11 protein-coding genes and 1 pseudogene are annotated in these 11,361 nt (G+C 65.9%); 8 read left to right on the forward strand and 4 right to left on the reverse strand.

Translation table 11 applies throughout. The features are described from left to right. The first annotated feature begins 3 nt into the window (after positions 1 to 3). The 6 genes from hflX (at position 4) to chrA (ending at position 5,501) form a co-directional block, all read left to right on the forward strand. Positions 4 to 1,314, forward strand: a complete 1,311-nt coding sequence (hflX, locus tag VGV37_RS28770; RefSeq protein ID WP_326883292.1) for a GTPase HflX — start codon at positions 4 to 6, stop codon at positions 1,312 to 1,314. Positions 1,315 to 1,350: 36 nt separating this feature from the next. After that, positions 1,351 to 2,163, forward strand: a complete 813-nt coding sequence (locus tag VGV37_RS28775; protein ID WP_326883293.1) for an inositol monophosphatase — start codon at positions 1,351 to 1,353, stop codon at positions 2,161 to 2,163. 19 nt (positions 2,164 to 2,182) lie between these two features. After that, entirely contained in the window at positions 2,183 to 3,049 is an 867-nt protein-coding gene (locus tag VGV37_RS28780; protein ID WP_326883294.1) for an NAD(P)-dependent oxidoreductase, read from the forward strand. Between the two features lie 10 nt (positions 3,050 to 3,059). Beyond that, entirely contained in the window at positions 3,060 to 3,584 is a 525-nt protein-coding gene (locus tag VGV37_RS28785) for an NADPH-dependent FMN reductase (protein WP_326883295.1), read from the forward strand. After that, complete coding sequence (locus VGV37_RS28790) at positions 3,575 to 4,144, forward strand: GNAT family N-acetyltransferase (protein WP_326883296.1); 570 nt, start codon at positions 3,575 to 3,577, stop codon at positions 4,142 to 4,144. Before VGV37_RS28785 ends, VGV37_RS28790 begins: the two co-directional genes overlap by 10 nt. 157 nt (positions 4,145 to 4,301) lie before the next feature. After that, the gene (chrA, locus tag VGV37_RS28795; protein WP_326883306.1) at positions 4,302 to 5,501 is read left to right on the forward strand and encodes a chromate efflux transporter; all 1,200 of its coding nucleotides are present in this window, start codon (positions 4,302 to 4,304) and stop codon (positions 5,499 to 5,501) included. A 130-nt stretch (positions 5,502 to 5,631) separates the two neighbouring features. Here the strand turns inward: chrA and VGV37_RS30390 are convergent, their stop codons facing one another. From VGV37_RS30390 to VGV37_RS28810, 4 genes are all read right to left on the reverse strand, one after another. Next, a complete protein-coding gene (locus VGV37_RS30390) occupies positions 5,632 to 5,730 on the reverse strand; it encodes an ArsR family transcriptional regulator (protein ID WP_414638129.1) in 99 nt (32 codons plus the stop codon). 47 nt (positions 5,731 to 5,777) lie between these two features. Then, the gene (mazG, locus tag VGV37_RS28800; RefSeq protein WP_326883297.1) at positions 5,778 to 6,602 is read right to left on the reverse strand and encodes a nucleoside triphosphate pyrophosphohydrolase; all 825 of its coding nucleotides are present in this window, start codon (positions 6,600 to 6,602) and stop codon (positions 5,778 to 5,780) included. A gap of 16 nt (positions 6,603 to 6,618) precedes the next feature. Then, entirely contained in the window at positions 6,619 to 7,923 is a 1,305-nt protein-coding gene (locus VGV37_RS28805) for a dicarboxylate/amino acid:cation symporter (protein ID WP_326883298.1), read from the reverse strand. Positions 7,924 to 8,044: 121 nt separating this feature from the next. After that, positions 8,045 to 8,323, reverse strand: coding sequence for a hypothetical protein (locus tag VGV37_RS28810; RefSeq protein WP_326883299.1), 279 nt, complete (start codon positions 8,321 to 8,323; stop codon positions 8,045 to 8,047). Between the two features lie 135 nt (positions 8,324 to 8,458). On the opposite strand from VGV37_RS28810, the gene VGV37_RS28815 reads away from it, so the two are divergent. After that, entirely contained in the window at positions 8,459 to 10,672 is a 2,214-nt protein-coding gene (locus VGV37_RS28815) for an FUSC family protein (protein WP_326883300.1), read from the forward strand. Positions 10,673 to 11,094: 422 nt separating this feature from the next. Then, positions 11,095 to 11,361 (forward strand): annotated as a pseudogene (locus VGV37_RS28820) (PAS domain-containing sensor histidine kinase); the annotation flags it as partial.

Genomic DNA, 11,361 nt, shown 5'->3' on the forward strand with positions numbered 1-11,361 from the left:
CCCATGGGGTATGAAACCGAGGCCGGTGGCGCGTCCACCGGCCGCGCACTCGTCGTCTATCCGCATCTGAAGGCGCCGCCGTCAGAGCGCGTCGGCGCCGTTCGCGCACCGGAAGGTCGGCTGGCCGAAGCGATCGGCCTGGCAGAGGCGATCCAGCTCGACGTCGTCCATGCCGAGATCGTGAACCTGAACCAGCCGCGCCCGGCCACGCTCATCGGCAAAGGCGGCGTCGAACGTCTGCACGAACTGATCGAGGAAATGGAAATCGGCATCGTCGTGGTCGATGCCGCGGTCAGCCCGGTCCAGCAGCGCAATCTGGAACAGGCCTGGCAGTGCAAGGTCATCGACCGTACCGGCCTGATCCTCGAGATCTTCGGTGCCCGCGCGCGCACCCATGAAGGCCGCCTGCAGGTCGAGCTGGCGGCGCTGACCTATCAGCGCTCGCGCCTGGTGCGGTCCTGGACCCATCTGGAGCGCCAGCGCGGCGGCTTCGGCTTCCTGGGCGGCCCCGGCGAAAGCCAGCTCGAGCTCGATCGTCGCCTGATCGACGACCGGATCATCAAGCTGAAGCGCGAACTGGCCGACGTGAAGCGCACCCGTACGCTCCACCGCCAGGCGCGGCGCCGGGTGCCCTATCCGATCGTGGCGCTGGTCGGCTATACCAACGCCGGCAAATCCACCCTGTTCAACCGGCTGACCAAGGCCGAGGTCTTCGCCAAGGATCTGCTATTCGCCACGCTCGATCCGACGCTCCGGACCCTGAAGCTGCCGTCGGGCCGCAAGGCGATCCTGTCCGACACGGTGGGTTTCATCTCCGAACTGCCGACCCATCTGGTCGCCGCCTTCCGCGCCACGCTCGAAGAGGTGCAAGAAGCCGACGTGGTCGTCCATGTACGAGACGTCGCCCATCCGGACACCGAGGCGCAGCGCGAAGACGTGCACGGCGTGCTGAAGGACCTGGGCCTGGCGGACGCGGTCGAGCATGGCCTGGTCGAGGCGCTCAACAAGATCGATCTGCTGGATGAGGAGGCTCGCGGCGCCGTCGTCAATCAGGCGAGCCGCGATCATGATGCGGTGGCGATCTCGGCCGTGACGGGAGAGGGTTGCGAGGCACTGCTGCAACTGCTCGACACGCGGCTGGTCGACGGCATCCGCGCCGTGCCGCTCGACGTCGATCTGGTGGACGGCGCCGGCATCGCCTGGCTCTATCGGCACGGCGAGGTGCTGGAGCGGCGCGACGACGACGTGGTGGCCCACCTCGTCGTCAACATCAACCAGGCCGATCTCGACCGGTTCGCCGCCCGCGACCGTTGAGCCTTGCTCCGCCAACCCGACGAAAGGTTCGCCCGCATGCTGCCTGACACGACCCGGGTCTCGACCCTGCTGCGCGAGACGGCGGCCGCGGTGATCCTGCCGCGCTTCCAGCATCTGGAGGCGGGGGACATCCAGGCGAAATCGCCGGGCGATCTTGTCACCATCGCCGACATCGAGACGGAGCAGCGCTTGACGCCGCTGCTGCGCGATCTGGTGCCGGGATCGCTGGTGGTAGGTGAAGAAGCGGTCGCGAAGGATCCGTCAGTGCTGGCCCATGTGGCCGGCGACACGCCGGTCTGGATCATCGATCCGATCGACGGGACCGCCAATTTCGCGGCCGGCATTCCGCTGTTTGCCGTGATGGTCTCGTTCGTCAAAGTGGGCGAGGTCGTACAGTCCTGGATCCTCGACCCGGTAAAGGATCAGATGGCGGTCGCCGGCCGGGGCGAGGGTGCCTGGCTCGACGGGCAGCGCCTGCGCGTCGCTCCGTCGGTGACGCCGGACCATATGAGCGGCTCGCTGGCACTGCGCTTCGGCAATCGCCAACTGGTGCGCAAGATCGCCGGCCGATCCAATCTGGTCGGCTCGGTCTTCAGTTTCCGTTGCGCCGGCCAGGAATATCTGGCGCTGGCCAGCGGGCGGGCGCATTTCGCGCTCTATCACCGGCTGCTGCCGTGGGATCATGCCGCGGGCTGGCTGCTGCATCGCGAGGCTGGCGGCTATTCCCGCCGGCTCGACCGCTCGGCCTATACGCCGCGCACCCATGACGGCGGCCTGCTGCTGACACCCGACGAAGGCAGCTGGAACGCTTTGCATGAAGTGCTGATCGGCGGCGACGAACAAGTTTGACCAGATAGGGGGAGGGACGATGAAGACCGCATTCCTGGGGCTCGGCGTCATGGGTTATCCGATGGCCGGCCATCTGAAGCGCGCCGGTCACGACGTGACCGTCTATAACCGAACCCCGGCCAAGGCCGCTGCCTGGGTCGCGGAATATGGCGGTGCCTCCGCGGCCACGCCGGCCGAAGCCGCCAAGGGTGCCGACATCGTGTTCGTCTGCGTCGGCAACGACAATGACTTGCGCGAGGTCGTGGCCGGTCCCGATGGGGCCTTCGCCGGCATGGCCAAGGGCGCCATCCTGGCCGACCACACCACGGCTTCGGCCGACATCGCCCGCGAGCTGGGCGGCCTCGCCGCGGAAAAAGGCCTTGGGTTCCTCGACGCCCCCGTCTCCGGCGGCCAGGCCGGCGCCGTCAACGGCAAGCTGACCGTGATGGTCGGCGGCACCGACGGCGATTTCGCCAAGGCCCAGCCGGTCATGGCGCATTACGGGCGCGCCGTCACCCTGATGGGGCCGGTCGGCTCCGGCCAGCTGACCAAGATGGTCAATCAGATCTGTATCGCGGGCCTGGTCCAGGCGCTCTCGGAAGGCCTCAATTTCGCCAAGTGCGCCGGGCTCGATCCGAACAAGGTGGTCGAGGTCATCTCGAAGGGCGCCGCCCAGTCCTGGCAGATGGAAAACCGCGTGGCCACCATGGCCGAGAACAAGTTCGAGTTCGGTTTCGCGGTCGATTGGATGCGTAAGGACCTGGCGATCTGCCTGGAAGAAGCCAAGCGCAACAAGGCGGCCCTGCCGGTCACCTCGCTGGTCGACCAGTTCTACGGTCGCATCCAGGCCCGTGGCGGCAATCGCTGGGACACCTCAAGCCTGATCGACCTGCTCGCCCGCCCCTGAAGGCTGGGCGATGCGCATCCTGGCTCTGTCGGGTAGCCTGCGGGCGGTGTCGTCGAATACGGCACTGCTCGAGGCCGTCCGGCTGCTCGCCCCCGGTATCGAGGTCCGGGTCTACCGGGGGCTGGGCGACCTGCCGCATTTCAATCCGGATCTCGACGGCGACCCGGCCTTGCCGCCGGTCGCCGCCTTCCGCGCGGCGCTGCAGGCCGCCGATGGGGTGCTGGTCAGCTGCCCGGAATATGCCCATGGCGTGCCGGGCATGTTCAAGAACGCGCTCGACTGGGTCGTCGCCAGCGGCGAATTCGTGGACAAGCCGGTGGCGCTGCTCAACGCCTCGCCTCGCGCGACCCATGCCCAGGCCGCCCTCACCGAAATCCTGACCGTCATGACGGCGCGCCTCGTCCCGGCCGCATCGATCGACGTGCCGTTGCTCGGTCGCGCCTGGGACCCGGCGCAGATCGCCGAAGACCCCGAATTGGCACCCCGCCTGCAGACCATGCTGGCGGATTTCGCGGAAGCAGTTGCGTGCGCCTGACGCTGACCCTGCCGCGCCTCGAACTGGGCGCCGGTTACGTCGCGGCGTTGGAGGAAGGTTTCCAGTTCGGCGACGGCCGGACGAGGAGTGCGCTGGAAATCGTCGCGATCGAGGCCGCCATGGTGCCTTATTTGACGACACTCAATATCCAGGGCGGAACCGTCGCCCTGCCGGACGGCAAGCTCGTCGAGCGCATGCCGCACAGTCATCTATGGCTGACCGACGGTGCGGACTTCCTCGGCGTCTTCAACATCCGCTATCGCCTGAACGCGCGACTGCGACAGCGCGGCGGACACATCGGCTACGCCATCCGGCCGGGGCGGCAAGGGCAGGGGTTGGCCACGGCAGGGCTGGGCCTCGCCATGGCCCATACCCATGCTGCCGGGATCGGCCGGGTGCTCGTCACCTGCGCCGACATGAATGCGGCGTCGGCACGCGTGATCGAGCGCAACGGCGGCCTGTTGGAAGAGATCCTGCCCGATCCCGAGACCGGCGCGCTGTTCCGACGCTATTGGATCGAGGGCCAGGGCTTCGCCGCGTCGCCCGTCCTCAGAAGCTGATGCTGGTCGACAACAGCGCCGTCCGACCAGCGCCGACCTCTCCGACCAATTGGCCGCGTACGATGTGCCATCGTGCCGAGAGAGGGGCGAACCGGATCGATATGGGACTCAAATGGTTCATGAATCTTTCACGGACGGAACTGCGAGTTCGGTCGACATGACTGGAGCAACGGACCCGCGGGACTCTATCGTCGCGATTTTTCGCGCTTTCTTGCGGCTCGGCTTCACCAGCTTCGGCGGTCCGGTCGCGCACCTCGCCTATTTTCGAGCCGAGTTCGTCGGCCGCCGTCGCTGGCTCGACGAAGAGACTTACGCGGACATCGTGGCGCTTTGCCAATTCCTACCGGGTCCCGCGAGCAGCCAGGTCGGCGTCAGCCTCGGCATCATGCGCGGCGGCCTATCCGGCGGATTGGCGGCCTGGTGCGGCTTTACGCTGCCGTCCGCCATCGCGCTAATCCTGTTCGCTTATGGCGTCGCCGAATTCGGCGACCTCGAACATGCGGCCTGGCTGCACGGGCTCAAGATCGTCGCGGTCGCGGTCGTGGCCCAGGCCGTCTGGGCCATGGCACGAAATCTTTGTCCCGATCGACTTCGGGCGACGCTGGCGGTGGGTGCGGCGTTGCTCACGCTGACGATCCCGACCGAGCTTGGGCAACTCGGGTCGATCGGCATCGGGGCCTGCGTTGGCTGGCTGTTCATTCACGAGCCGGTGAAGCCCATAGACGCCCGGCTGGGCTTTACCCCCGGCCGTAGCGTGGCAATCGCCTCGCTCGTCGTGTTTGCCGTTCTTCTGGTTGCTCTGCCGTTCCTGGCCGAAACTTCCGGCAGCCACACCATCGAGCTGATTTCGCGGTTCTATCGCTCCGGGTCGCTCGTGTTTGGCGGCGGCCACGTCGTGCTGCCGCTGTTGCAGCAGTCCGTCGTGCCGCCTGGTTGGATCGGCAACGACGGCTTCCTCGCGGGCTATGGTGCGGCTCAGGCGGTCCCGGGCCCCCTGTTTACCTTTTCGGCCTATCTCGGCGCCGCGCTGGGGCCAAAGCCGAACGGCTGGCTCGGCGGGTTCGTCTGCCTGCTGGCAATCTACCTGCCATCGTTCCTGCTGCTGATCGGCGTGTTGCCGTTCTGGGACGGGCTTCGCAAGCGGGTGGCTGTCCAGGCTGCTTTGAGGGGCGTGAACGCGGCAGTCGTCGGGCTGCTGCTGGCTGCTCTCTACACACCCGTCTGGACGAGCGGCATTCAATCATCGACCGACTTCGGCATCTGCATTGCGGCATTCCTGCTGCTGGTCTTCTGGCGGACCCCGCCATGGCTCGTCGTTGTCCTTGGGGCGATTGTGGCGTCGACAATGGCGGCGTAAATGGCTGCCGTGTTCTCGCTTCGGTACGGTCGGGGGCGCGGCGGCAATTTTTCTGGCTTCTGGGCAGAAGGACGTCACAAATCCATCAAGCGTATTTGCTAGAGCGCTCGTCGCTGCGCCCCATTTCTCTTCATGAACCGAGCCTGCCTTCTTTCAGCACAGAAAGGTGCTTGGAAATCGATGGCAGCGCCATATCGAAGTCCGCACAGATCTCGCCTGAGGAAAATATCTAATTTCAAGAAAATCCAGGCTTGAGGCTTATCGTACGGCCTTTCTCTAACCGGTCCCCTCTTCGGCCTTGACCCGGTTCCACAGCGCGTCGAGTGCGTCGAGCGGCTGCCCGTCGAGCGTTTCGCCGGCCGCGGCCGCGAGCGCTTCCATGCCGTGGAAGCGCCGTTCGAACTTGGCGGTGGCCCGCCGCAGCGCGCCTTCGGCATCGAGGTCCAGCCGCCGCGCGAGGTTGGCGAGCGCGAAGAACAGGTCGCCCAACTCGTCCTCAATGCGATCGATACCGCCGCCGCTCTCGAGTTCGGCCCGCAACTCGCCGATTTCCTCCTCGATCTTGTCGAGGATCGGCGCAGGTTCGGCCCAGTCGAATCCGACACGAGCCGCCCGGTTCTGGATCTTGACCGCGCGGGTGAGGGCGGGCAGGCCGGCGATGACGCCGTCGAGCGCGCTGGCACGGGCCTCGCCCTTGGCCTGGCTCGCCCGTTCGGCCGCCTTGAGGGTTTCCCAATTGACCGTCTGGTCCGCGGCGCTGGCCACGGTTTTCGCGTCGCCGAAGACATGCGGATGCCGGCGGATCATCTTTTCCGATACGGCGTCGGCGATGTCCACGAAGCCGAATAGGCCTTGCTCCTCGGCCATCCGGCCGTGGAACACGACCTGGAACAGCAGGTCGCCCAGTTCGTCCTTGAGTGCCGGCATGTCGCGCTTTTCGATCGCGTCGGCCACCTCGTAGGCCTCCTCGATCGTATAGGGCGCGATGGTCGCGAAATCCTGTTCGAGATCCCACGGGCAGCCCCCCTCTCTCGAGCGGAGCTGCGCCATGATCGCGAGCAGGCGGTCGATGCCCTTTCCGGACGGCGGCGGTGTCGGCATCGATCCCCTGGGCAGGCTAGATCCGGCTGATCGTCGGATCGTTGAAGAAGCGCCGGTATTCTGCCAGCGCCACGTCGCGGTCGAAAGCATTCTCGCTCTTGCCGATGACCACGGTGGCGACCGCATTGCCGATGATGTTGGTGATGGCACGCGCCTCGGACATGAAGCGATCGACGCCCAGCAACAGGGCCAAGCCCTCGATCGGTACGATCTGCGTCGCCTGCAGCGTAGCCGCGAGCGTGATGAAGCCGGAGCCGGTGACGCCGGCCGCCCCCTTGGACGTCACCATCAGCACGCTCAGGATGCCGATCTGCTGCACGATGGACAGCTCGATGCCATAGGCCTGGGCGATGAAGATCGTCGCCATCGACATGTAGATCGAGGTGCCGTCGAGATTGAAGGAATAGCCGGTCGGCACGACCAGGCCCACGACGGGGCGCGCCACGCCGAAGCGCTCCATCTTGTCGATCAGCCGGGGCAGGGCCGTCTCCGACGAGGACGTGCCCAGCACGATCAGCAGTTCTTCGGTGATGTAGCGCAGGAAGCGGAAGATGTTGAAGCCGGACAGCTTGGCGATCAGCCCCAATCCCAGCACCACGAACGCCGCCATGGTCAGGTAGACGCACGCCATCAGTTCGCCGAGGTTGACCAGCACGCCGACGCCGTTGACGCCGATGGTGAAGGCCATGGCGCCGAGCGCGCCCAGCGGTGCCACATACATGACGATGCCGATGATGCCGAAGAACACGTGGCTGACTTTTTCCAGCAGCTCTTCGATCGGCTTGGCATGCTCGCCCAGGCGGGTGAGGGCAGCGCCGAACAGGATGGCGATGATCAGGATCGGGATCAGGTCGCCTTTGGCGAAGGCACCGATGAAATTCTCGGGCACCAGGTCCATCAGGAATTTGCTGATGTCGAACGACTTGCCCTGGGCCGCGTAGTTGGCGACGGCGTCGAGCTTGGCATTGGCGGTCGATGCGCCACGGCCGGGGCCCAGCAGGTTGACGATGATCATGCCGAAAGCGAGCGCGATGGTCGAGACGACTTCGAAGTAAATCAATGCCTTGCCGCCGACCCGACCGACCTTGCGCATGTCGCCCATATGGGAGATGCCGGTCACCACCGTCAGGAAGATCACCGGCGCGATCACCAGCTTGATCAGCTTGATGAAGATGTCGCCGAGCGGCTTCAGCTGCTTGGCGAGTTCCGGATCATAGATGCCCAGCAAGATGCCGATGACGATCGCCGCCAGCACTTGAACGGTGAGGTTCTTATAAAAAGGACGGCTTTTGGGTGCGAGGGCGGCGGCGTCTGTCGGCACTGAAATTGCTCCGCGGGCTGATGAGGGAACGAGCCGTCCTTGAAACGGTCCGCGACCCTACAGAATTCGACAGCCGAACGGAATGCCCTGAGAATGCCGCGACGCAGCAAATATAGTTTCGTCAGTGACCGCCTTGGTCCAGTAGAATGCGCCGGGCGATTTCCGCGGCCGACATGGTATCTTTGTCGGGAATGCCGTGGGCGAGGTTCTTCGCCTCCCGTTCTTTCTGCATCGCCGCCATATTGGCCAGGATCCTGCGCCGGTCCGCCAGGATCGACTGCTCCATGGCCAGCCGCTCAGGGCTTTTCGGCTTCGCCGCTGGCGGCTTCGGGGGCCGTGCGACGACCGGCTTCGTCGGGCCGACGATCAGCGATGCCAATTGGGAAAGCAGCGAGGCCATATCCGTCTCCTAGGAAGCGGGCCCACTATCCGGCTCGTTTGGTTAAGACGGCGTGAAGCGGGCGAAAGCACCTCCCGGACCGGATCGCTTCCATGCCATCATGCCGAGGCGGGTGGGCGGCATGGGATGGGCGGCGTGGACGGACTGGCCAGGGGAAGGGCGCCGCGGGATTGGCGCAGCCGGCTCGACCGGGTCTTGCCACTCGATCTTCGGGAAATCAGCCTCGCGGCGGGCACGCGCGCGGCGACGGCCAGCGCCTTGCCGGTACTGGCCGGCGAACTGCTGCACAAGCCTGAGCTGAACTGGATCGCGATCATCGGGTTCTGGACCTGCCTGGCCGACGTGGGCGGATCGAACCGGACGCGCAGCCTGTCCATGGGCAGCTTCACGCTGTTCGCGGCACTGGGCAACCTCGTGTCCTATTTCGTCCAGGACAGCACGCCGCTCGCCGTCCTGCTCGTGCTGCTGTGGAGCTTCAGCGCCAGCATGGGGCGGCTGTTCGGCAATGCGGCGACCACGGTCGGCGTGCTGCTGACGACCGACGTGCTGGTCTCGATCGGCATTCCGGACGCCGACTGGCGCACCGCCCTGGCCCGGGCGGCGCTCACGGTCGCCGGCGGGCTGTGGGCGATGGCGCTCGCCCTCATCCTGTGGCCGGTCCATCCCAACGCGGCATCTCGCCGGGCGATCGCCGCCTGTTGGCGCAGCGTGGCAGACTATGCGGCCGCGCTGGGCCAGATGCACGGGCGGGCCGATCCGTCGGAGGCCGAGTGGGGACGCCTGGTGCGCGAACGGCGCAATCATGTCCGCACCGCGATCGAGGCGGCGCGGGCGACATTGGCCGGAACGCGCCGGCGCACGCCCGGCGAAAGCGACCGGGGCGCCGGGCTCGTCATCCTCGCCGCCGAAATCGACCAGATCTTCGCCGCCCTCATCGCCCTCAGCGAAGTATTGGAGCTGGCGAGTGCGCTCGACCGGCATCCCGACATCCATTTCCAGGTCGATGCGGCGCTGAGCCGCCTGGCCGCCATCGCCCTCGACCTGGGCGAGGCGATGACCGGTGGACCCTTGCCGCCTGCGGCTGACCTCAGCGTGGCCGCGCGCGGCCTGCGCCGGGCGGTCGAGGCATCGGCGCCGCGCGGCACGGCCGACCTTGCGGCCTATCGCCAGGCCGGCGGCCTGATCGAAACCATCGGCGGCTACGTCACCCATGCTGCGTCCACGATCCGCGGCGTGGCGCCGGACGCGCCGCCGCCCATCGCGCCCGAGCAATTGCAGGCGGTCGCCCCGCCCGAGCGTGGCCCGCGCTTCATGGATTTCATCGACACGCTGCGGGCGAACCTCAATTTCCAATCGATCACGTTCCGCCACGCGCTGCGCCTGGCAATCACGGCGGCCGCAGCCGTGGCGCTGACCCGGTCCATGGGCTTGACGCGCGGCTATTGGTTGACCATCACCGCGGCGGTCGTGCTGCAGCCGTATCTGGCGACGACCTTTCGCCGCACGGTCGAGCGTGTCGTCGGCAGCGTCGCCGGCGGCCTGGTCGCGGCCTTGCTCGGCTGGATGCTGCCGGACCCGATCGCCATCACCATCGTGATCTTTCCGCTGGCGATCGCGAGCATGGCGCTGCGGCCGGTCAACTACACATTGTTCGTCTTCCTGCTGACCCCACAGTTCGTCCTGGTGGCGGAACTGTTCCAGACCGGCGGCAATGGCGATTTCTATCTGGCCTCGCTGCGCGCGATGCACAGTCTGCTGGGCGGCGCGCTCGGCCTCGCTGCCGCTTATCTGCTGTGGCCGGTGCGGGAAGGGTTGGAATTGCCGCGGCAGCTGGCACGCGCCGTCCGCACCAACCGCGATCTCGCGGCGGCAAGCCTCGATCTGTTTCTGAGCGGCGAAGCGGGGCGGGAGCTGGGCGCGCCGCGGCAGGCGGCCGGCATGGCCAGCAACAATGCCGAGGCCTCCCTGCAGCGCCTGATCGACGAGCCGCACACCGGCACGCGACGCGAGGAGGAGCCGGCGACGACGATCCTGACCTGCCTGCGGCGACTGGCCGGCGTGGCCTTGACGCTGGCCCATCTGCCGCCGGGCCTCGTCGAAGCCGAGGACAAGTCGCGGCTCGAGCAATTGCGGGATTGGCTGGGCAGCTGCCTGAGTGCCATCGGCGACGCGATCGAACGCCGCGTGGCACCGTCCGACCTGCCACCGTCACCGGAACTGCCGGCCCTGGGGCCGGAGCCGGCAGCGGAACCCACGACCGAGCGGCAATTGCTCGACCACGAGTTCGCCAGGCTGACGCGACAGGTTCACGTGCTGCACGCCGCCGCGATCCGGCTCGCGGGGTTCTAGCGAACGATCGAGGATCGCGTCGTCTTGACGGGTTCCGCGCGCGCCATGCGCTTCTGCCCGACCCGGACGCGCCACGGCGCTACGGGGAGGAGGTCTGCCGACGGGCCGCAGAGCCCTCAGATCCTTGCGTTTAGCAGGCAAACAATAATCGCATAAGTTGTTTACTCTAAGGAAGCAGCACTGCTTTTATTGATAAATCGAAGGCTTTTATCTCAGAATAATGCGCGTTATACGCGAACTCGGCCGGAAATATTATATACCCGGTAAATTACCATATAAATAAATCAACTCAGATGTGTATTTTAGTTTATCTTTCGTTAGTAAATTCTAACAAAAACTGAAAAATGGCGCAAAATATATTTACAGAATTTTTCCCATGGCAGCTTACGCCACATGGTCTTTCCTTATTTTTGGAACCGGAGTTGATCTGGCTGCACGTTGCATCCGATGCGCTCATCGGCATCGCCTACTATTCGATCCCGCTTGCTCTATTGACTTCCCAACGCCAACGCCGCGATACCGGCGTCGGCTGGATGGTCTGGCTGTTCGCCAGCTTCGTCGTCGCATCCGGCACCTCGCATTTCCTGTCGATCGTCGCCTTGTGGCAGCCGTTCTACTGGGTCGAGGGCGGGGTGAAGGCAGTGGCCGCGCTGCTGTCGGTCGGCATGGCGACCCTCCTGTGGATCTTG

The sequence above is a fragment of the Aliidongia sp. genome, assembly GCF_035943795.1.
Lineage (GTDB): Bacteria > Pseudomonadota > Alphaproteobacteria > ATCC43930 > CGMCC-115725 > Aliidongia.